Below are 23,394 nucleotides of genomic sequence, written 5' to 3'. Positions count from 1 at the left end.
ATGAAAATAGCTTTTACAACCAAAGAACCCTCATGGGATTCGATGATGGAAGCACGTTTTGGACGTGCGGAGTATGTGTTGATTTACGATGAACAAAGCGGTCAAATCGTCTTGCATGATAACCGTGAAATCGTCAATCAAGAACACGGTGCTGGTCCCAAAATGGCAAAAGCGATGGCAGATTTGGGTGTGGATGTCATCATCACAGGCAATGGACCAGGAGAAAACGCTCGTGCGGTACTTGCACAAATAAAAACAGTTATTTACATCGGGGCAGGTGAGTTAAGTGTCGCTGAGGCGTACAAAGCGTACCAAAATAATACGCTTGAAGTATTTTAAGAGTGTTTTTGCAAAATAAAGTTACACAAAAGTATAATTTTAAAAAAGGCAAAGAGTAAGGGAAACATTAAAGAAACAATAGGGCAGCAACAACCTCTTCATTTCTTATTTGTTTCCTCAATCCACCAACACAATTCCCAACCCCTCGAGCAAACTCAGCGCTTCAAAACGGCTGAAAATAGCGCCTTTTAGATGGTTGGTGCGTATGTCGATGTTGGTATTGGAAGCGTTGGTAAAATTGGCGTTTTCCAGATGTGTTTTGTCAAAGAGTGCGCCTTTGAAGTCGGTTGCGGTAAAGTTGGCATTTAAAAGTTGGGCAGAACGAAAATCAACCTCTCTGGCACGGCACTCTTTCATCACAAGCCCTTGCATCAAAAGACCAAAAAAGTTGCTATCGTCTAAAATGCACTCGGTAAATTTTAACGGCAGAGGATTGAGCAGGCTTTTCCAGTTTGCCATACACCAGTCGATGCCGTTCATTTTACAGGAGAGAAAATCGGTATTGCTTATCTTGGTGTCGGTGAGTTTCATGACGCTAAGGTTGCAGTTTTCAAAATGGCAGTCGATGAACCGACACGCGTAAAAAAACGTTTCGCTAAAATCGCACGAGACAAACGTACACTCTTCAAATTCCGCTTTATTGAAACGCATTTTGTGCAATGAAATGCCTTCAAATCGTTCGGCGAAACAGTCTAAATTATCGGTTATTTTTATCGTATTCATTGACACTCCAGACGCATTCTTGGTCATATTGACCACGTTTACATGTAAAAAGTTTATCTGATTCTTGATTAAACATTTGCGGGGTGCATTTTAATTTTTTAAGTCGCTTCGCGTTATTATTTTGACAGACTGTTTAAAGGAGGGGATGATGGAACTGTTGGAAAAGATAAGCGATGCGATACTCAAACACCTGAGTGAATTAGAAGCCATCTTACACGATGTCGATATCAACAAGCTAGCGACCAAAACAAACACACAAAATCGAACCATCAAACAAATCGTCGGTCATCTGTGCGATTCGGCATCGAACAATACCCACCGAATGATTCATTTACAGTACCAAAACAGCCCATTAATCTTTCCTGATTATGCCAATCTTGGTGTCAATGATATCTGGATAAGAATTCAAAGTTATAACACCTACGATTGGGAAGCGTTGCAAGCACTGCTTCATGCCACAACCAAACATGTCGCGCATGTTATCAAAAACGTCGATAGCTCAAAATTGCGTAATGAATGGATAAGCGCACTCAAAGAGCCTGTGACATTGGAGGCAATGATTGTTGATTATCCGAGGCATTTTAAACTCCACCGTGATGAAATCGTTGATTTGATTTCGCAATAAAAGGAATAAACCATGCCTCAACGCCTAGACATCTCACAATTAGGCTCGTCCGTTATTCGCACGATTGCTCAACACGTAAGCGACATTCACGCTCCTGAGATACAAGCACTGATTGATGATATGATTTTTACATGTAATGAATCAAAAGGGATGGGTATCGCCGCGCCGCAAGTGGGACACGCTGTTTGCATTCTCATTATGGCTTCAGCGCCCAATAAACGCTACCCTTATGCGCCGATGATGGAACCGCACGCGCTTATCAATCCTCGTGTTCTCTCTGTTTCCGAAGAGAGCGCGAAAGATTGGGAAGGGTGTCTCAGTTTGCCGGGTATTCGTGCGCGCGTTCCTAGGCATACGCACATTGAAGTGAGTTATTTTGATAGAGAAGGCAACCAACAGCATGCCATCTTCAAAGATTTTCTAGCGCGCCTTTTTCAACACGAATATGACCATCTTATCGGAACAGTGTTTTTAGATAGAATCGAAAGCACAAAAGATGTTGTGATGGAAAAAGAGTATCAACGTTTGATGCATGAAAAAGAAGAGCTAGAAGCACTGCAATCACGTTGATTTATTTTTACATGTAAAAGCATTTCCAGCCCCAGAGTAGTCGTAAAATGTCATCCTTCTCGTCGCGAAATGTCATTTCAAACCGACGGTTTTCTTTGTATACTACGGTAAATTTTCAAAGGAGACCTCATGTCATTTTATACGTTCATACTCGCTTTTCACATCGTATCTATTGCGACATGGATGCTTATGCTTATTTATGTCCCCAAACTATTTTTATATCATCACAATCATATGGCGTCACACGATATACTCACACTTCAAGCCTCAAATCTCTATAAAGTCGGCACAGCTGCGATGGTCTTGTCTATCGTTTTTGGTCTTAGTATGCTTTATTTGAATCCTTATTTATTGAAAAGTGGAGGGTGGTTGCATTTAAAACTTCTTTTGGTCGCATTGTTAGTAGGGTACCATTTTCAATGCCGAAAAATGATATCTCAACTGCAAAAAGGCAATTTGCTTTATACATCCGCTTTTTTGCGTATTTTCCGCATCTTTCCAGAAATTGTGACGTCAATTATTATCATTTTATCCATTACAAAACTATTTTAAGGCTCATTTTTCTCTTGACATCAAAATATGAAAAGAGTAGAATTTCTCAAAAATAAATGACTGACGGTCATTCATTAAAGGAATTCTATGGCACGTATCATAGACAAAGAAGAGAAACGACTGGACATTGCACGCGCTTCTATCGATCTTTTTACGAGCAAAGGCATTGCTCAAACAAGTATTGATGAGATAGCAAAAAGTGCAGGCGTTGCAAAGGGAACCATCTATCTTTATTTTAAAAACAAAGAGGAGATTATCTTTGCCATTTGGGATATGCTTTCCCAGCAGCACGATGAAGCATATCAACAACGAATCAGACCTGAGATGAGCGCAAAAGAAAAAATCTTGGAATATTTTAACTTTAGCGAGTGCGATAAAGAATACAATAGAGAACAGATGCTGACACTCTATCAACATTTTGTCAGTACCCTGCTTGTTGATCAATCAGGACTTTATACTTCATATTTTGAACGTTTTATCCAAGAAGATTATGATTTCATCTCTGCATGCCTTAAAGAGGGCGTTGAGAGAGGTGAATTTGTGATTCCTGATGTTGATTTGCTGACATATTCCATTATTATGCTTTTCAAAGGAATATTGATTCGAGCCAAAGCTGGCAATATGGGCTTTTATGAAGCACAAGGCACACTCACACAGCACATCCTTTTTCTACTCAAACAATTTAAAAGGAAAGAATCATGAAACACGTAGGATTTATCTGTCTCTTTCCGCTTCTGCTCAGTGCTGGAAATTTGACTGACTTACTCGAGCTTGCGAGTAAGAACAAATCGGTTGAAGCATCAAACTACACATTAGATGCGGCTAAAGCAAAAGAGTCGTCTATCAAGTCTGGCTATCTTCCAAGCATTACACTGGGTGGTAATGCCACGTACAATGAAATAGAAACCATGCTAGCACCTGAAAAAAGCCGAACAGGCTATGCAAAAGCCTCTTTTACGATTTACGATGGCGGTAAGAGGGAAGCACTTTTTGAGCAACAACAAGCCTTGGTCAATAGTGCGACCTATTCACTCTCTTCCACAAAAAACAACGTCTCACTCAATGTGATTTATGGCTATTACAGCTATCTAAGTACACTCGCATCAAAAGAAGCGACCTTACAAAAACTTGAACAACTCAATGCGGAACGCTATCGCTTGGAAAAATTTCTCCAAGTCGGCGGTGCAACAGGCGATGAAGTTCAAAAAATCATCTCAAGTATAGAACAAACCAAAGTAGACTTGCTCAATCTTGATAATACACTCAACAACACGCTCAATACTTTAGAGTATCTCACCGGTACACGAGTGAACGTAGAAGCAGGTTCTACCATCCGTTTACAAGAAGAGGGAAGTCATGACGCTACGCGTTTAGATATTCTGGCGTTGGAAGAAAGTGTTCGCAGCAGTGAAGCGGAAGCAAAAGCTGCCAAATCACCGTTTCTGCCAACCGTGACATTGGAAGATACCTATTCAAGATTTAAGTACCAATATGCAAATCATATGTACGACACGGATCAAGATTATCAAAATACGGTTCAACTTGGATTTCAATGGAAAATTTTTGATTTTGGCTCAACAGCCTCATCGTATGAATCCGCGCGTTATGCCTATCTTTCCAAAAACAGTGAATTGGCGTATGAAAAAAACAAAGCCAGTGCCAGTTTAAAAAGCGCTCAAAATAGCTACAAAAGCGCACTAGCAAAAATAGAAGCTTCCGAAGCAAGACTCAAAGCCTCTGACATGACCTATGAACTGGTTAAAAAGAAATTTCAACAAGGCATTGTCAATAACGTCTCGTATTTAGACGCCTTAAGTGACAAATACAACGCCCAATCAGGGCTTCAAGCTGCACGTTACGATGCAGAATACCAAAAAGCCGTCCTTCTTTATGAGATGGGCAAAGAGATAAAAGGAGCTATCCAATGAAAAAAATAGTGTTATCATGTTTACTACTACTCACACATGTCTTTGCAGATGATGTGTACGCTACGTTTGATGTCATCAGCGAAAAAAGCTCCGAACTCGGTCTTTCTGTTTCTGGTGTGGTTGGCACAATGTATGTCAATGTAGGAGATCGTGTTAAAAAGGGCGATTTGTTATTGGCTTTAAATAACGCCCAAGAAAAAAATGAATATGAAAGTGCACGAAAACAAGCGGAACATGCAACAAAAACCTACAATCGCTACGCAGCCATTGCCGATGTCATAGACAAAGAAAAGATGGATAATTACTTGTATGATAGAGACATTGCACTTTTAAATGCAAAAAACAGAGAGATTATCTTTCAAAAAACGGAACTAAGAGCGCCTTATGATTTGGTGGTTACTAAGAAAAATACAGAGCTTGGCAATATCGTTTTGGGTTCTCAAACCAAACTGCTAACCGTAGAAAGCACACATGACATCAAATTGGTTTTAAAATTTGATGAGAAGTATTGGACGAAAGTCAAAGTAGGGCAAAAATTTGTCTATAAAGTCGATGGCAGTGATAAAACGTATGAAGGAACCATTTCAAAAGTCTATCCTACCGTTATAACAGCGACACGTGAGATGCAAGCAGAAGTTAAAACCAAAGATTTATTGCCAGGCCTTTTTGGCAATGGTACGATTATACTGGAATAATGCATGTATAAATTAGCCATTAATAGACCCATTACAACGTTAATGGGCGTTTTAACTTTTATCGTCTTTGGATTGATGGCATACAATACGATGCCAATCAATCTCTATCCTAATGTTGATTTTCCTGTTGTTACGATACAAACAACCTATAATGGCGCTGACCCGTCCACTGTTGAGACCAAAGTAACCGATAAGATTGAAGAAGCGGTCTCGGGTGTGGATGGTATCGACAAATTGATGTCTACTAGCTACGAGGGATTTAGTGTCGTAACCGTTCAATTTAAACTCAACAAAAACCTAAATGTTGCTACCAACGACGTTCGCGATAAAATTGGCGCGGTAAAACTTCCGATAGAAGTCGATAAACCTATTGTCAAGAAGTTAGGTGCTACAGGAGCGGTTGTTAGTCTTTTTATTGCCGATAAAGGTGATGATACCAAAGCGCTTATGCGTCTAGCGGATGAAAAACTCAAACCTCAGCTTCAACGTATCAAAGGCGTGGGTGAAATTAATATCGTAGGGTATCAAGACAGAGAAATTCGTATTTTCATTGACCCATTTTTACTAGGCAAATATGCTTTGAGCTCTTCTGAAGTCAGCAATATTATTGCAAAGCAGAATATCAAGCAAGGTGCCGGTAAGATGGTGGATAAAACACAAGAAATCATCATCAAAGCCGAAGGCGATGCCCAAGATATTGAAGCAGTTGGTGACATTTTGCTTAAACCAGGAGTCAGGCTCAAAGATGTTGCCGTCATCAAAGATGGACTAAGTGATGCTAAAAGTTTTTCTTCTTACAACGGACAACGTGGTGTTACTATAGAAGTCAAAAAGATTTCGGGTGAGAACTCCTTAAATATCATTAACGATGTTAAAAAAGCTCTTCCAAAACTGCAACTCTTAGCGGGAGAACACTTTGAGATTAAAGTGCTTCAAGATCAGTCTGAAAAAATTATGGTCAATATTGACAACGTTCGTTTCGACCTGATTTTCGGTGCTTTTTTAGCGATTGTCATCGTCTTCTCTTTTTTACGAAACGTTACGGCTACGGTTGTTTCTGCACTGGCTATTCCAACATCTGTTATCGGTACCTTTGCCATTATTAAAGCGCTAGGGTATGACCTCAATCGTCTGACACTGATTGGTTTAACGCTTGCCATTGGTATCTTTATTGACGATGCTATTGTTGTCATCGAAAATATTATGAAAAAGATGGAAGAGGGTAAACCTCCTTTTCAAGCCTCTTTTGAAGGTATTAGAGAAGTAGCCTTTTCGATTCTTGCGATTTCATCGGTTCTTTTAGCGGTTTTTATCCCCGTTGCATTTATGGATGGTATCGTTGGTATGTTCTTTAACTCGTTTGCGATGACGGTTGCGGCGGGTATTGTTATCTCGTATCTTGTTGCGGTTATGTTTATTCCAAGTGTTGGAGCGAGGGTTTTAAGTGCAAAAGAGAGCAAGTTTTACTATGCAACGGAGCCTATTTTAAAAGCCATAGATAAAAGCTATGTCGCGATTTTAAAACCAATTTTGCGTTTTAAAACCATCACTATTATCGCCACCATAGCCGTTCTTGTTTTTTCAACCACGCTCAAAGTAGGCATGAGCTTTTTACCGATGCAAGATAACAGCGAATTTCAAATCGCAATCAAAGCGCCTGTGGGCATTAACCTTGAGACAATGAAAGCAAAAGTTGCGCCGATGGATGCCTTGCTTAAAGAAGATAAAAATATTGAGTATTCTATTGTGTCTATCGGCTATGATTCAGCGCAAGAGATTCATAAAGCAAAAATCTATGCGAAACTCAAACCGGTTAAAGAACGTGAAGAAAACCAAGAACATATCATTCAACGCTATCGTGATGTTTTCAAAAGCTATAAAGATATGGTCATTACGGTGGCAAAAGTAGATGATTTTGATACAGGTGGCACAACGGCACCCGTTCAAGTGGTCATTACAGGAGATAGCCTAGAACATCTTGATACCGCTTCAGTGAAACTCATGGATATGCTAAAACAAACACAAGGTATTGTTGATGTGGACCGCGATTATGAAAGCGGCAAACCTGAAGTTAAAATTTCCGTTTTACGCGAAAATGCTCAAAGAGTAGGAGTCAGCGTCAAAGATATTATCGCTGTTTTAGGCTCAGCCTATTCTAGTGATAGTGCTGTCTCTTATTTTGAAGATAATGGCAGACAATTTGACATTACGGTTCGTTATAACGATAAATTTAGACAATCCCTTGAAGACCTCAAAAAACTAAAAGTACGTAACAGTAGTGGTGATTTTGTCGCTCTTGAAGGACTCATTGAAATGAATGAAGGTACGGGTACGGCGTCTATTAACCGTTTTGATAGAGAGCGAAAAGTACTGGTCACCGCCGATATGTTTAACACGTCGCTTGATAAAATCATCGCCATTATCAATTCAAAAATCAACGATATTTTGCCGCAAGGGTATCATTATCGCTATACCGGTGATGTTGAAAATATGCAAGATACCAATAAAGCATTTGGTGCAGCTGTCTTACTTGCCGTTATTTTGATTTACCTTATCTTAGCAGCGCTGTACGAATCGGTCATTCAGCCTTTTATTATTATGATTTCAATGCCACTTTCATTTACGGGTGTTATGATAGCCCTTTATTTAAGTGGGAACTCTTTTAGCCTCTTTGTTATGATTGGTATCATCTTGCTTTTAGGAATGGTGGGTAAAAACGCCATTTTGGTTGTGGATTTTGCAAACAGAGCCGTGAAAGAGGGCAAAAGTATTGATGATGCGCTTTTAGAAGCTGGAGAAAAACGTCTTCGTCCTATCTTGATGACTACATTTGCGATGATAGGCGCTATGGCACCTCTTGCTTTTGGACATGGAGCAGGACATGAAGCGAACTCTCCAATGGCACTTGCGATTATCGGAGGTCTTCTTAGTTCGACCATCCTCACACTGCTTGTCGTTCCAGCCATTTATAAGTTTATGTATCCGTTGGATGCATGGTTACGAAAATGGTATGAAAAAGGCTTAGTAGAATAAACGCAGTTTACATGTAAAGAAGAGAGCCTAGCTCTCTTCTTATTTATTTCTCTTTCTATCTTTTTTAGCTTGTTTTGCTTTGGCTTTCGCTTTGGCTTTTCTAGCATCACTTAGTTTTGCTTTATCTGAATTAACAGCTCCCACATTACTCTGTTTTTCATGCAAAGGTGTTGCTGGCATATATTTTTGTTGTGATGCAAGTGCTGCTAATTTATAACCATTTTCCATTTTAACGCTGTTGTTGAGTAATCCACCCATAATTTTTCTAGTCCTTTAAATAATTTATTATCGTGCCCATTGGGCAATTTGTGCAATATCTTCTGGCGTTGTTTGACAACATCCACCAATTAAATTAGCCCCTTTTTGATACCACATGTATGCCATTTTACCATAGGTTGCGTTGTTTGACACACCATCCCATGTTTTACTAAGCGCATTATAGGTCGCTCCGCCATTAGGATAGACGATGATTGGCTTTTTACTAACAGCTCGTATCTCATCAATGAGCGATTCTATATACTGCGGTGCCGTACAGTTGATACCCATTGCAGCGACTTGCTCATGCGAATCAAGCCATTTTGCACAAGTCTGAATGCGCTCGCCGCTATTAATGTGTTTTCCATCTCGTGCACTAAAACTCACCCATGCGTAGGTATTTGGAAATGTCTCCAACAGTGTTACAATCGCTTGCGCCTCAATAAGACACGGAATCGTTTCGCACGCGAGTATATCAGGTTTTACTTCGAGCAAAACGGAAAGTCTTTTGCGATGAAACTGCATCAATGCTTCCAAACTGAGTCCATAATTGCCTCTAAATTCTGAACCATCCGCCAAGTATGCACCGTACGGTCCAATGGAAGCTGCAACCAATGGCTTTAAACGATTATGATGTACGGCTTCATTCGCCCAAAAGGTATCGCGTGTTTTTTGGGCAATGGTAATGGCAGATTGAATAAGCGCTTTGGCTTCAATTTCCGATAAACCACGTTTCATAAAGCCTTCAAACGTCGCTTGATAACTCGCCGTCGTGATAAAATCAGCACCTGCTTTGAGGTAATCTGCATGTACCTCTGCAATCGCTTCAGGTTTTTCCATCAAAAATTTAGCTGACCATAAGGCATCGTTGATGTCATACCCTTTGCGTTCTAATTCTGTACCAAAAGCACCGTCAATTACACCAACTTTTTGATGTGAGAGGAGAGTTTCAATGGGATTCATGAGCTACTCAAAAAGATAAATTTGCGGCAAGATACACTATTTGTTCGCACATGTCAAGTTAGCCGTTAAAAAATACCTTCATTTCAACCATCTTTCATTACAATAATAGAAATTTTTACATGTAAAAGGAACAAGATGCCCGAAAATCTTCTTTCCATCCAACAATATGCGGTTAAAAATAAACTCAGTACTTTTGCTGTTATCAAGCTGGTCAATTCAGGCAAGCTCAAAACGGTTAAAAAAGAGGTCGATGGGAATGAACAAGAATTTATCATAGATGAAAGTGCGCCTATTGAGCACATATCTCAACCACACCCTCACACATCGGAACAAACACGTGCAGTGAACTACGAAGCAGAATTTCATAAGCTTTTAGCCAAATACATTGAATTGCAAGAAAAATATACCCAATTAATCGAAGAAAAATACCATGCCACAAAATAACGCTCGACTGATAGGTTTCATGCATGCATGATGTCATCACAACAAAAATTTCATGCCCTTATTGTTGGGAAGAATTTAGCATTCAAATTGACCCGAGTATGGAAGCAGGAGAGAGCTATGTTGAAGATTGTTACGTCTGTTGCCGTCCTATTGAAATTGTTGTCGTTAAAATAGACGACGAATATGCACAAATGCGCGTTTTTAAAATCGAAGGAAATGAATATTAAGGAGTACAACGATGTACCCCTTATGCATCTTATTTGGCGTGCGAGCCATCGCAAAAAGGCAAATTAGCGGACTGTTTACAGGTGCACAGATGATATTCTTTCGTAGCATTCACACTAAATTTACGAGGAGCTTTGCCTGATCCTTTGTGTGCTCCATTACAAAAAACGCCATCTTGACCTTTTCCGCAATTACAAAAATAGTACTCTTTCCCTTCCTCTAATACAACGGCTTTGGGTGTAAATCCTGACATAATGTATCCTTTATGATTCAATTGTATTGATCAAAAAATCTAATAAACATCGTAATACGAATGAGTAACAATGTCAATGCTTTTTAAATTTATTGGACAATAATGCAATAAAACAATCTAAAAGTACCATCATTAAAAGTACACGCAACGTTTTACATGTAAAAGAAGAAGAGGGCATTCCATTTTCAAAATGCCCAAGAGTGTTAATGATTTAAGATGTGCAGTGTTTTTTCATAAACGCTTAGTTTTCCAAGCTCGACGTTAAGATCATCGGTTAAACGCGATTGTGAACGAAGCTCGCTTGAAATCACATGGCTTTTTTCCGCTAAGTTTGCCATATCGGAAGAGAGGGCATTGCTTTTGGACGATACTTCTAAGAGTCCACTACTCACGCCACCCATGGTCTTGCTAATGCTCTCAACTGCTTGAATAATAGTACTGACAGAAACGTTTGTTTCAGAAAGACTTTTTTGCGTACGTTCAGCAAGTTTTCGTACTTCATCGGCAACCACGGCAAATCCTCGCCCATGTTCACCCGCACGTGCCGCTTCGATAGCCGCATTAAGCGCTAAAAGATTTGTTTGCTCTGCGATATCAGAGATAACACTCAAAACCATACGAATATCGCGTACATTGTTGGTGAGGTTTTCTACTTCAATGGAAAGACTAGCATTGTCGGCACTGCCTTTTTCCATGCTCGATGAGAAGAGGGTAAATTCATCTTCCACATGACTCAGATGTGTTTCAATCGCATCAATCGCGCTCACGGCATGCTGAAGCGTTCCTCCTATCGTCTGAAGTACCGGCATGCTTTGTTTCATTTGCTCAAGCATTGCTTTATTGATATTGTTAATCATGGTTTGTCGATTGATTTTTCGAGAGAGAAAATAGCTTTTAAATCCCGCATATTTTTGTACAAAATGGTCTATATAATCGCCTTCAAAAACATCGTTTTCTTCGACACGAAAAAAGAAAATCGCCGTCAATGTTTGGTTGATATTGACCCCCAAAAGCTCACCAAATGTTGAAAAACCAACCACAGGAATGCCCTCAAAAGATTTCAGATGATTGATGTCATTGGCATTACACAATCGCCTTAAGATACAATCATTAAAGATAGCGCCCAAAGCTTTTCGCGGTTTATTTTTCTTAAATATTTCAAAATCTTGACTGGTCGTTTGAACAAAATCTGTTTTTTCAAGTAAAACAAGCTCTTCACCCGCTTCTAAATCACAATAAAAATGCAGCATGTTATTTGCTATATCAACCGAAGCGATAGAACGAATATAAATTTCACCATCAATTTCGATACCAAAGGTATAACGAGCGAGCTTAGCATCAAGCTCATTAGCAGCACATCCAAAATAGCTTGTCAGTGCTTCGATGACATTTAAATTCATATTGGTTTTACGGTCTAAAAAAGCGCTGACTGTACGAGCGATAGGATTTGCGGCTAAAACCGTAAACGATGTCGTCGTTTTTTTGAAATTTTGGCTTTTGAAAATACTAAAGCGATAATGCGGTGCAAACTTTAAAAACGTAATGACAGCATGATGGCGCAACGTCTGCGAACCATTGAAAATATAGGTATTTTTAAAATCAAGCTTGCCACCGGCGCTACCGCCGACTAAAAGACAGGGAATATTGCCTACTTGATAGACTGCTTCCATGAAAAAGCTTTCACTAGCACTCAGTCCATCAATCAGTGTATAACCAAACGTATTTTGATACTCCAATTTAAAAGGAACATGTATTTTCTTAATCTCTTCAGCAATAGCGGCGATACGCTGTGGCGCCGTCTTTGCGCTCGTTGCCATATCTTCACTTTTAAGAGGAATGGACGCTACATAAACATCACTAATGATTTCATGCGAAAAAAGAATCAGAACAATATTGTCACCTTCGCCCGCATTGGCAACAGAATACAAAGAAGGAAGAGGGCTTTTCCCATCTAAACTACACAATTCCCCTGCCGTTGTTGAAAGAATAAGGGTTGTATCTGAAGGTAGCGCTTGCTTGAGCTTTGATGAAACCGCGTTAAAATCAAGTGCCGGTGATATAAAGCCAAAGACAACTTTGGGTTTAAAAGATAAATTGGTACAGGAGGTTGCAATCATGTTTTCTTGCAATGTTAATGTCATAATGGCTGAATTTTCATCTGCATTGAAAGAGCCATTAAAACCGGGAGATTCATTGTGGTGTTTTGAAGAGCGAAAAAAACTTAGCATCGATTCTTCCTTTTTAGTAAATAATATAAATAACCAACCAAAACTTTAAATACTTTAGTTAATCAATTTTATATAAAGTTCATAGCGTGAAAATAGCCTCCATACCAATTGTCTAACTACCTTTCATGCTAACGCACACACCATAAAGACGAACTTAAAGCCACATTCGAGAAACATTGCACTCCAACAAAAGCTATAAGAAAGTAACATGATATTTATCATATTTTGTATGCACAGTGGAAAAGATGGTAACACATTACTCTAATTATTGAAAACTGTAATTTTCAAAGTTATACTAATAGGCATCGCCCTAGTTAAAATTAATAAGACGCAGTCATTCTATTGTAAAAGTATATTTAGTATACAATTTCTCATTTTTATATTTATCATTATAAAAATTAAGCTAATAAAGAATAATATTCTGCCTTTATATCATATAAAATAATCAGAATTATATTATTTTTCTCAAAGCGGGGGCTATATAATTGAGTTAAAATGAGTACCTCTGAGCAATGAAACTTTACATCACTTAGTGTATTATTTTGCTTCAACACTCACTTTTTCACTCTATTCCTCACTCAGCAGCAGACGTTAATTGGCTTATACATAAAAGTCAATATGCCTCCATTTTTTGCCTTTTACACAAGATTTTTACAAGGATTTCAATGGCTTTTCGTATTCGATTTATATTTGCCCTCCTTTGCCTTCTTGGAAACAAATATGCAATTTTTGCATATTCAATTACTGATGCTATCAATCAGCGCGAACAATTTGAAAAACAAAAAGAGGTTTTTGAAAAACTTGACAAACGCCAGGATGAAAATATTATACGCTACAATGTTGAAAAACCAGAACTCTTGCCCAAACAAGATGAACAATGCTTTTTGATAAAAACCATCAAAGATGAAGGTATCACCCTCCTCTCTCAGGATGAAAAACTAGCTCTCTACAATCAGTATCAAGGTAAATGTAATTCGATTACTGATTTATCTAATTTGGCACGACAACTAACAGCTCTATACGTTGAGAAAGGGTATATTACATCACAAGTGTACATTAAACCTCAAAATATCTCCTTAGGTGAAGTGATGCTCTATGCTGTAGAGGGGAAAATAGCACGCATCACTCCTGATGAACTCTATATCAATAATGCGTTTATGGGACAAAAAGACGATTATCTCAATCTACGTGATTTAGAAGATGCTGTTGAGACGATGAATCGACTATCCAGCAATCACGCTAAAATGGATCTGGTTCCCAGCTCTGAGGTGGGTTACACCGATGTCAGTATTGAAAACAATACGACAAATCGTATCAATGGTAGTATTGGCATTAATAATTTTGGAACTAAAAAAACAGGCGATAAACAAGGTAGCCTTGCATTAAATGTCGATAACCCTTTAGGTATTAATGACCAATTTGTTGTCAATCTTAATAGCACCGATAAACATTTTCAAAATGAAAATTCTATCGGTGATGGTTATGAATACTCTTTTCCTATAGGACGTTTATTAACAACACTTAGTTATAGAAAAAGCACATATGAACAATATGTCTATGGAGGAATTAATCAATACGCCTCTAATGGCGATACAAAAACGTACACTCTATCCTTGAATTACAAACTTTTTCATAATGAATCTCATCGTATAACGATTGGCTCTTCAGTATCACAGTATCAAACCAAAAATTATTTAAGCAAAACACTCATTGAAACAGCAAGCTATGACCTTTCCAAAGTGGGAGCGATGATAGATTATATGTATCAAACAGTAGATTTTTACACTTATATCGCTTTGAATTATACACAAGGTACGGATTGGTTCAATGCACACAATCCAACAGCCTTGAATGAAAAATATTCTCTTTATACGATTGATGCATCAATGGTTAAACGCCTTGATGCTTTTCAGTATTCTCTAAGTGGACATTACCAACACTCAAATGACCAACTTTTTAGTACCAATCAAATTAGCATTGGTGGACATTATAGTGTTCGTGGATACCAAAAAGAAGGCCTGAATGGAAATACAGGTTTTTATGTACGCAACGAATTCTCTTATACGCCACACGTTAAATTTTTAGAATATTTTGATCAAACCTATTTCATTGCATTGGATTATGGTGAAATCAAGAAAGAAGAAGATACCAACGGTGGTAAATTATTCAGCGATACCATTGGAGTAAAGCTCAAACAAGGTGATTTTGATATGACACTTTATTATGCAATGCCTCTTTTAAAACGAGATGTAAGCGTTTCTCAAACATTTGTTGGCGTATCTGCCAATTATCGGTTTTAATTCATTATAAACAATGCAACATATGCAAAGGAAATACATGACAAATAGACAAGTAGTATCCGTTATTGTCAGCATCATTTTAACACTCAATCAAACACTAATTGCAGCTGAACTTACAGTAGATGTTAAAGCACCTAAAAGTAACCAAGCAGAACTTCTTAAAGCTCCAAACGGTGTGCCTATCGTCAATATCGTCACCCCTAATTCACAGGGACTTTCGCACAATAAATTTTCTAATTTTAATGTCGATCAACAAGGGCTTATTCTTAATAATGCAAAATCTGTTGCCAATACTCAGTTAGCAGGATACATTTCTTACAATCCAAATCTCACAGGCGATGCAGCCAAACTCATTCTCAATGAAATAACTGGCACAAGTAAAACATTACTACGAGGCTATACCGAAGTAGCAGGTCAAGCGGCTGATGTTATTATCGCCAACCCTAATGGTATCAGCATCAACGGTGGAGGGTTTATCAACACTCCTAATGCAACACTGACAACAGGCGTGCCAATGATGAATGGTAATCTTCTTCAAGGATTTAATATAAGTAGTGGCAATATTGTTCTAGAAGGAGATGGTTTTAATGCCCATAATATTGCAAGAGTGAATCTTTATGCAAAAGCTTTAGAACTCAACGCAAAACTTTATGCCGATGAACTAAATGTTGTCACAGGAGAAAATACGATTACATTAAACGGCACAGTCACTTCAAAAAATAAAAGCGGCTTAGGTGTGGCGCTTGATTCGACGCTTTTAGGTGGCATTTATGCCAATACCATAACGCTTAGAAGTACCGATAAAGGTATCGGTGTCAATCTTCCGCCTGAAGTTTTAGCACAAAATTCTTTAGAACTCAGTGCCGATGGTGACATCATCGCTTCAAAAGTCGTTGCAGGTAGCACATTAAAACTTGCATCACAAAGTGCGAATGTGAACCTAAATGATGATATGACGGCTAATATCGTTGAGATTTCAGCAGGTAAAAAACTTTCCATTGCAACCGACAAAGTCATTGAAGCAACCTCGGATATGACTGTCGTAGCAGAAAACATCGATAACCAAGGTGAGCTCAACGCCCTTTCTGGAGCAGGAAAAAGTAGCATCATTGCTACACAAAATATCAATAATGAAGGACTTATCGGTGGTTATAAGATGGATGTAAAAGCCAATAGTATCGATAATACTGGGGCTTTTTATTCAAAAAACAATTTGGACATTACTGCTATAAATCTTGATAATTCAGGTGTTATTCGTAGCAATAAAGTCATAAATCTGCTCATTGAAAATGCGCTTACCAATCGAGCAGATGGCGTTATCTACAGTGACGATAGTTTAAATATTGCCGCCAATAATGCCAAAGATAAAATCAATACGGTTATAAATTATGGACTCATTCAATCAAATTCAAACATGGACATCACAGCTAAAACGCTCAATAACATAGCGAATGCTCCCGTTATCAATACACTTTCTTCAACAGAAACAAAAACTGTCTCACAAGGAAGTGCCTATGATTATGATATTGTAACGACTTCTGTAAAAACAAATATTGTTGATGTGCCAACAGACCCTGCGCTAATCATTGCTTCTGGCAATATTAATCTTGATCTTGGAGTGTTAAATAATACATACTCTCTTATCGCATCTGATGGCAATATTATCCTAAATGCAACGCTCGCAAACAATATTGGAAAGGTTCTTGTCACAACAACCGATACAATAACTCAAGTATATCGTTATCAAAAAAAATGTAAAAAAACAGCTGGTGTCAAACATGGTTGCCATTCTATTGCAGCGTATAGAGGAACTTTGACGCAAAGCAAGACAACTAGAAATCCACTTGCAAATTATGGTATTCAAGCTAAAAAAAGTATTTCTGGCAATATTGTCACCCTGAATAATATCAGCGATCAGTTAGGCACATTAGATAACCAACAGATTCAAACAAAGCTAACCACAATTGATAGTATTGAAAATAATACTGCAAGCTTGCAGAAACTGACAACGTCTTTATCAAGCTCTAATGAAAATGCTATCGATATTGCCGCAGACACGCAAACACTCGATTCGATGATTCGTAATCTTTCCACGCTAGATGATTTAACTACTTTTAAAAATGATATAAGTTCTTTAAGAACAGGTTTTCAAGAAACACTTGATGAACAAAAGGCAACACTATCATCATTGATATCCGTTGTTTCATCTATAAAAACATTGAATGGCATTGTACACGATACAAGCTCCTTAGAATCAACGATAGCTACTTTAAAAAACAATATTACATTAGGAGAGACGTATCTGACTAATTTTGAGACACTTTCAAACTCACTTACGGTTGTCGCCGATGCAACGGCAAAAAAACAAAATATTATCGATGCCAACTCAGCCATCAATGATCTCTTTACGCAAAATGCGCAAATACTCAGTACTTTAGATGTGACGCCACTCACAACAGGTCTTGAAAGTGCTGCTGACTCGTTACGTTCTGAAGTAAATGTTGCGCTTAGTTTACAAAGTAGTGTTGAATATAAAATCATTTCTTCCAATGAAGGCTTATACCAAACAAATACGCACACGCCGCTTTCTCAAACGCAAGCGGTGAATTACACAGCTAACAGCAGTACAATTATAGACAATATAACGCTCCCAAAAGGTAAATATGGCACATTCTTGGTCAATAAAGCCAAAGACCATCCTTATCTCATCGAAGCAAATCCCCTTTATACCAACTACAACACGTTTATCAGTTCCGATTATATGCTCAAAAAACTTGACTATCGTCCTGAAAAGACACTCAAACGCCTAGGCGATGCCATGTATGAAACACAACTTGTCAGCAATAGTGTTACGAGACTCAGCGGTAATCGTTATCTTGATGGCTATGGTTCTGAACTGGCTCAATTTCAAGGATTAATGGATAATGCACTTAGTCTACAAACTTCATTAGACCTACAAGTAGGCATCTCACTTTCTCAAGACCAAATTTCACGCCTTAATAAAAATATCGTCTGGATGGTTGAAAAAATGGTCGATGGTGAGAAAGTACTGGTTCCAGAAGTTTACCTTGCAAGCACTAATATAAATAGCGATGGTGCTAAAATTGCAGCAGGAGAGATTAATTTGGTGATTAAAGATACATTACTCAATGACGGATTAATCGCCTCAGCCGGGACGCTTCAAGTTTCTACAGGCTCTAAACTCACCAATAAAAATGGCACTATTACCTCTGGAGGAGCGATGTCTCTTGCATCGGGTGGTGAACTTGAAAATCTAAGTGGCACCATCCAATCTGGTGGCGATATGAGTTTAAGTGCCCAAAGCATTAGCAGTACTGCACTCACCCAAGATAAAACGTATCATTACGGACAAGGCTACCAAACTGTTACTGAAAAAGGCAAAGCATCAGAGTTTACCTCTGGTGGCAACCTTGTGATGCAAACACAAAATGACATCAACCTTGTCAATACCAACGTGCAAGCCACCAATGACATCGTGCTCTCTTCAAGTGAAGGCAACGTCAATCTTACAGCGCTTGCAACTCAAGAATCGTACGACTTTCGTTTAAATAAAGGTTACAACAAAGGCGAATCACTTACTAACGCTTCTTCGTCACTTCAAGGAAAAAATATCACGCTTAATGCGAATCAAGTCAATGTTACGGCATCCGACATTACCGCTTCGCAAGATGTAGTTTTAGCAGGTAAAGATGGTGTCAATATTTTAGCTACAAATGATTCAACCTATCAAGACACAAAGATTCAAACATCCAGTGGTTTTATGGGTAAAAAAACCCAACAAGACACGATTTACAAAGAGAGTGTCGTTCAAAGCAAGCTCAATGCAAACAACATCCTTATCCAATCAAGCGACGCGAGTGTTAATTTAGAAGCAGCTAATTTAGTTGCAAAAGATAACATCGTCGTCGATGCGAAACAAGACATCAACGTGCTTACTAAACAGTACCGTGAAGGTGAAATGCACTACACTACAAAATCTTCATGGGGAGGACTCAGTAAAAGTGCCTCAATGAACAGAGTAGATGCCCTAAATGCCAAAGAAGCACAACTTAGAACCGAAGCGTTGAATATCATCATGAAATCAGGCAATGACATCAAAGTTATCGGCTCTAACATTGACGCGGCTTCCGATTTACAACTTCAAGCCGCCAATGAAGTGCTTATTGCTGCCGCACAAGAGTTTAGTCAAAGTGAACAGTGGAGTAAAAAAAGCAGTTTCAATTTAGGCAATTTGATTACATCATTAGCAACACTTGGGCTTGCAAAAACAGGGCCTATCTACGAGATGGAATATAAAAAAGACGATACAACAGCTGTCTCTGCCAAATCTTCTAACATCAACAGTGGCAATAATATCGTCATAGAGAGTGGAAATGCGAAAGTCGTTGGCTCCAACCTTACTGCTGAGAAAGACATTAAAGCAACTACTAATACAGGCTCCATAGATGTACTCTCCGCTGAAGAGAATGCAAAAACTTCTAGTGAATATAAAAAAATGGAGATAAGTTTAGGCAGTATTCTAGAAGCGGCAAAAAATCTTACTCCATCATTAGGCGATACCAAACTTAAACTCACCATAGCCGAAGCTACCTATGATGATACAGCAAAAACTACCAATAGTCTAACCCATAAAAGCTCGTCTGTAACCAGTAAAAGCGGTGACATCGTGATGGATTCTAAAAAAGATATCACAGTGGACGGTTCAACCCTTGATGCGGCAAAAACGGTCAGTCTTAGTACTCAAGAAGGTGATGTCACCATCAAAGAGTCTATAGACACGTACAGCGAGAACAGTAAAGACAAACACGCCAGTGCAGAAATAAGCCTTACCGTGCAAAATGAATACGTCGAAGTCGCTTCCACCATAAAAGCCGCCGCGGATTCTGCAGAGCAACTTAAGAAGGTCAAAGATGACTATAGCAAGTACAAAGATGAAGTCAGCAAATTAGAGTCCACCCTCTCTGCTCTCAAAGCACGTTATAAAGCTAAAGAAGCAGGCATTGACATGACGGATATAGAAGACTTAACCGATCTCATCGATAATGTCAAAGACCAAGAAAAGTATTATGTTGCTGCCATTGCCGCAGCGGCAGTCGATCTAGCCTCTAAAAGTGCCGCCATTGCTACTCAAATTGCTGCCGCAGGTGCTAGCAGTGCTACGTATGGCTTTAGTGCAGGACTTTCACTCGATGTGAAAGGCTCACAGCTCATCAATGACGCGCTTTCCACCAAAAGCCTTCTCTCTTCCATCTATGGTAATGACATCCTTATACAAACCAATACGACTAAAGAGACCACAACTACTATCAGCGGTTCAAACGTGGTGGCTGAAGATAACCTAAACATTACAACCCATGATTTACATGTAAATGCTTCAACCGATACCACAAGTTCGAAACAAGACAGTAAAGACATCTCAGGTTCGGTTTCGATGACCATGTACGGTGGAGGCAGTGGTATGGGTGCCACACTTGGTTATGGACAAAGCCATGAGAGCAGTGATAGTACCACCAATACCAATTCCAATCTCCTTGCTAAAAACATCAATATCGAAACCACCAACGATGCTTCTTTTAAAGGTGCAACCGTAAAAGCAGATGACACACTCAATGTTAAAGTCGGAGGTGACTTAAGTGTTGAATCCCTACGTGACAGTAGTTCCTCTAACTCCAAAGGATTTAATGTCAGTGTGAGTGGTTCATTAGGGAATGATAAAGAGTACACTTCTGACTCAAAAGCTATACAAAATGAACGCAACAATACCCCAGGTGCAAGAATAGGAGATGGTCTTGGCAGTACAGGAGCGAGTTATGGAGCCAATGCAGGCAATAGTCAAAGTAAACAAACCGTTCTTACTTCTTTAACAGGCGATAAAGTCAATGTCGAAGTAGAAGGCAACACCAATGTCAAAGGTGCTCTCATTGCCGCAGGCGATACCAATGACCAAGGAGAGTTTAAAGACAACGGTAACCTAAACCTTAGTACGGGTACCCTCACCTTTACTAATTCTACCAATTCTCAGTATAGCTCCAGTAACGCTTACAGTGTTGGAACCAACATTGGTTATACGACAGGCAAAAATACACAAACTAATGTCGAAGAGACTACAGGAAAAGTAAACTCCTCTACCCTTTCCCTTTCTAATGAGATGGGTTATAGCAGTTCTAAAACCTTAGCTACAGTAGGACAAGGAAACCTAACAGTCAAAGATACGGAAAGCTCCGATGATCTTGAACGACTTAACCGCGATACCACAAAAGTGAACAAAGACCTCTACTCTGGCAATGCGGGTACTTCGGTCACGGCTACATTGGATCATAGGTTACTCACAGAAGATGGTAGAAAACAGATTGCTGAAGATGTGGAAAAAGCGAAACGTGTCGGCGAAGCCATCGGTGACGTTGCCACAAAAGATGCCTTTAAACTCACAGACACCTTTAATCATATCGGTGATGTGGACACCGACCTTGATGTGCAAAAAGAGTTTGCTCTTAAAAAAGGTGGTGAATACGTCGCTATCCTTGATGATAAAACAAGAACACTCTATACCCAAGCACAAAGAGATGAAGCCCTCAATGCTTATGCGCAAATCTATGCTTACCAATACGGGATCAGCATAGAATCCGCAAAATCAGCCACATTGGCTAAATTTGGTTCAACCTATACGAACGCCGAGGGAACAAATGCCAATGTTTACATCGATAACCAAAGCAATCAAGGAGCACTCGATACCGCAAATACAATGGGACATGAAGTAGCCCATGTCAGAATGAATGAAGGACAAACACGACCAAGAGAGACTAAAGAACTTCAAGAAGAGTATGCCGATACCTTTGGTAAATACTCAATGGATGGAATGGACTTTAGTTCTGAAACGTACAATAATACCAAACTCGATACCACCAAAGTATCTCAAGATGAGATCAAAAAACCTTCCGCAGCTGATGCTAAGACTTTAGATGACAATACCAAAGCCTATGAAGCCGATGCTAAAAAAGCGGCAAATGGTGATGGGAGAATGGATAATGAAGCATTTTGGAATTTATCGGACATTGAAAGAGCAAAAGTATTGCAAAATGGAACAGTACAAGATAAAATCAAAATTCTTATCGAAATAGGATTAAGCCAAGAAGAGATTAAAAAAACACTTGCCAATAGCGCTGATTTCAAAGCATTAACAAAAGATAGCGACAGCACATTTGAAGCAATCTATGCAGAGAAAAAAGAAGAAGTTGCCAATACAAATGCTAAAGTAGATGCCATTGTAACAGCACTTAATGTTGCAAGTATTGGTGTAATGTTCATCGATGGCGTCAGTGTCAAATTAACAGATATGGCTGCTAAAAAGCTCATTAAAGAAGCTATAGAAGAAGGATTGAAAATAAGTCCTGAAAAGATTGTATCGATAGCTAAAGTTGATGGTAAAATTGTGTGGTTGGAAAAGGGGTATCAATTATTTGATGAAACTGGTAAAGCTACCAAAGGTGCTGGGTTAGAGCATCTCCTACGTTCAGAACGTACTCAACAATTTTTGGACAAAGGTATTGCAAAGGCTGATATTCCAGAATTAATCATGAATGCAGTAACAAATGGCAAAATAATCGATACGGTAGGTTCTGGTAAAAACATAAGAAACGTTTATGAAATTGTTTTTAAAGGTAAAGTACAAAAAGTAGCTGTTGGTGTCAGTGAAAACGGTTATATTGTAACTGCGCATCCATATTAAAAGGACAAGAGAATGAAAAATATTATTTTGAATTTGGAATATTTGGGTGGTGCCTTATGGGAAATAGATCATAAAGGTTTGACACACTATATTGAATATGAGAAAAAATTAGATATATCAAATGCATTAAAAGAGAAAATATTTTATTTGCATAATGAAATTTTTATGTCATCATTTGACGATAGCTATCCCCCAGATAGTGGATTTCACACAATTGAAGAAGTACGATATTATTTATATTATGAGCTATATGTTGCAACATTATTGAGTAGTGAATACAAACAAGGAAAAGTGTTTCTTCATGGAAAAGGTGATGCTTTATGTTCTGTAGAAGAATATATTCAATATCTTTCGACCCTTACAGACGAAGATTTAAAAGTATGGCTAAGAGCTGATTTGCAATGAAAATACATTTTGATGAAATCTTTGAAATTCTTGAAGGTTTGTTTTTCATAATTATAGCTTTTTTAGTATGGTTAGGAGTATATATAGTTATCTTAAATTATGTATTTGA

17 protein-coding genes and 2 pseudogenes are annotated in these 23,394 nt (G+C 38.6%); 13 read left to right on the top strand and 6 right to left on the bottom strand.

The features are described from left to right. Positions 1-339 (top strand): NifB/NifX family molybdenum-iron cluster-binding protein, encoded by a 339-nt coding sequence (locus AC5SLP_RS06915; protein WP_495254426.1) that lies wholly within the window; start codon positions 1-3, stop codon positions 337-339. 117 nt (positions 340-456) lie between these two features. Here AC5SLP_RS06915 and AC5SLP_RS06910 read toward each other — a convergent pair whose 3' ends face one another. Beyond that, positions 457-1,062, bottom strand: a complete 606-nt coding sequence (locus AC5SLP_RS06910) for a pentapeptide repeat-containing protein (protein ID WP_495254425.1) — start codon at positions 1,060-1,062, stop codon at positions 457-459. 148 nt (positions 1,063-1,210) lie between these two features. Between AC5SLP_RS06910 and AC5SLP_RS06905 the strand changes: the two genes are divergently transcribed. From AC5SLP_RS06905 to AC5SLP_RS06875, 7 genes are all read left to right on the top strand, one after another. Beyond that, entirely contained in the window at positions 1,211-1,687 is a 477-nt protein-coding gene (locus tag AC5SLP_RS06905; RefSeq protein WP_495254424.1) for a hypothetical protein, read from the top strand. 12 nt (positions 1,688-1,699) lie between these two features. Beyond that, positions 1,700-2,257: a peptide deformylase gene (gene def / locus AC5SLP_RS06900; protein ID WP_495254423.1), complete on the top strand. Its 558-nt coding sequence runs from the start codon at positions 1,700-1,702 to the stop codon at positions 2,255-2,257. Between the two features lie 129 nt (positions 2,258-2,386). Then, positions 2,387-2,809 (top strand): CopD family protein, encoded by a 423-nt coding sequence (locus AC5SLP_RS06895; protein WP_495254422.1) that lies wholly within the window; start codon positions 2,387-2,389, stop codon positions 2,807-2,809. Between the two features lie 87 nt (positions 2,810-2,896). Continuing rightward, a complete protein-coding gene (locus AC5SLP_RS06890) occupies positions 2,897-3,511 on the top strand; it encodes a TetR/AcrR family transcriptional regulator (protein ID WP_495254421.1) in 615 nt (204 codons plus the stop codon). Further along, on the top strand, positions 3,508-4,737 hold the full coding sequence (locus AC5SLP_RS06885; RefSeq protein ID WP_495254420.1) for a TolC family protein: 1,230 nt from the start codon (positions 3,508-3,510) through the stop codon (positions 4,735-4,737). The genes AC5SLP_RS06890 and AC5SLP_RS06885 overlap by 4 nt, the downstream gene beginning before the upstream one ends. Then, positions 4,734-5,432 (top strand): efflux RND transporter periplasmic adaptor subunit, encoded by a 699-nt coding sequence (locus AC5SLP_RS06880; protein WP_495254419.1) that lies wholly within the window; start codon positions 4,734-4,736, stop codon positions 5,430-5,432. The genes AC5SLP_RS06885 and AC5SLP_RS06880 overlap by 4 nt, the downstream gene beginning before the upstream one ends. 3 nt (positions 5,433-5,435) lie before the next feature. Next, on the top strand, positions 5,436-8,465 hold the full coding sequence (locus AC5SLP_RS06875) for an efflux RND transporter permease subunit (RefSeq protein ID WP_495254418.1): 3,030 nt from the start codon (positions 5,436-5,438) through the stop codon (positions 8,463-8,465). A 39-nt stretch (positions 8,466-8,504) separates the two neighbouring features. Here the strand turns inward: AC5SLP_RS06875 and AC5SLP_RS06870 are convergent, their stop codons facing one another. After that, positions 8,505-8,723: a hypothetical protein gene (locus AC5SLP_RS06870; RefSeq protein ID WP_495254417.1), complete on the bottom strand. Its 219-nt coding sequence runs from the start codon at positions 8,721-8,723 to the stop codon at positions 8,505-8,507. Between the two features lie 27 nt (positions 8,724-8,750). Beyond that, positions 8,751-9,683, bottom strand: a complete 933-nt coding sequence (gene mmuM, locus AC5SLP_RS06865; protein WP_495254416.1) for a homocysteine S-methyltransferase — start codon at positions 9,681-9,683, stop codon at positions 8,751-8,753. Positions 9,684-9,818: 135 nt separating this feature from the next. Here mmuM and AC5SLP_RS06860 point away from each other — a divergent pair, with 135 nt between their 5' ends. Together AC5SLP_RS06860 and AC5SLP_RS06855 are read left to right on the top strand one after the other, a co-directional pair. Further along, positions 9,819-10,127 carry a hypothetical protein gene (locus tag AC5SLP_RS06860; RefSeq protein WP_495254415.1) on the top strand — a complete coding sequence of 103 codons (309 nt, stop codon included), beginning with the start codon at positions 9,819-9,821 and terminating at the stop codon, positions 10,125-10,127. A gap of 23 nt (positions 10,128-10,150) precedes the next feature. Then, positions 10,151-10,354, top strand: coding sequence for a CPXCG motif-containing cysteine-rich protein (locus AC5SLP_RS06855; protein ID WP_495254414.1), 204 nt, complete (start codon positions 10,151-10,153; stop codon positions 10,352-10,354). A 29-nt stretch (positions 10,355-10,383) separates the two neighbouring features. On the opposite strand, the gene AC5SLP_RS06850 is transcribed toward AC5SLP_RS06855, so the two are convergent. From AC5SLP_RS06850 to AC5SLP_RS06840, 3 genes and pseudogenes are all read right to left on the bottom strand, one after another. Beyond that, positions 10,384-10,605 carry a CDGSH iron-sulfur domain-containing protein gene (locus AC5SLP_RS06850; protein ID WP_495254413.1) on the bottom strand — a complete coding sequence of 74 codons (222 nt, stop codon included), beginning with the start codon at positions 10,603-10,605 and terminating at the stop codon, positions 10,384-10,386. A gap of 203 nt (positions 10,606-10,808) precedes the next feature. Beyond that, a pseudogene (locus tag AC5SLP_RS06845) lies at positions 10,809-11,219 on the bottom strand (methyl-accepting chemotaxis protein); the annotation flags it as partial. A 408-nt stretch (positions 11,220-11,627) separates the two neighbouring features. After that, positions 11,628-12,722, bottom strand: a pseudogene (locus AC5SLP_RS06840) (FIST signal transduction protein); the annotation flags it as partial. Between the two features lie 776 nt (positions 12,723-13,498). Here AC5SLP_RS06840 and AC5SLP_RS06835 point away from each other — a divergent pair. Genes AC5SLP_RS06835 through AC5SLP_RS06825 form a run of 3 tightly spaced genes read left to right on the top strand, consistent with a single transcriptional unit; the run spans position 13,499 to position 23,285 of the window. After that, the gene (locus AC5SLP_RS06835; RefSeq protein ID WP_495254412.1) at positions 13,499-15,133 is read left to right on the top strand and encodes a ShlB/FhaC/HecB family hemolysin secretion/activation protein; all 1,635 of its coding nucleotides are present in this window, start codon (positions 13,499-13,501) and stop codon (positions 15,131-15,133) included. Positions 15,134-15,170: 37 nt separating this feature from the next. Next, on the top strand, positions 15,171-22,880 hold the full coding sequence (locus tag AC5SLP_RS06830) for a two-partner secretion domain-containing protein (RefSeq protein WP_495254411.1): 7,710 nt from the start codon (positions 15,171-15,173) through the stop codon (positions 22,878-22,880). A gap of 12 nt (positions 22,881-22,892) precedes the next feature. Continuing rightward, entirely contained in the window at positions 22,893-23,285 is a 393-nt protein-coding gene (locus AC5SLP_RS06825; protein WP_495254410.1) for a hypothetical protein, read from the top strand. The last annotated feature ends 109 nt before the right edge of the window (positions 23,286-23,394 follow it).

It is taken from the genome of Sulfurospirillum sp. E15m (assembly GCF_059415145.1).
The sequence above is the reverse complement of the archived record's forward strand: the minus strand, read 5'-3'. Positions and strand labels throughout refer to the sequence as shown.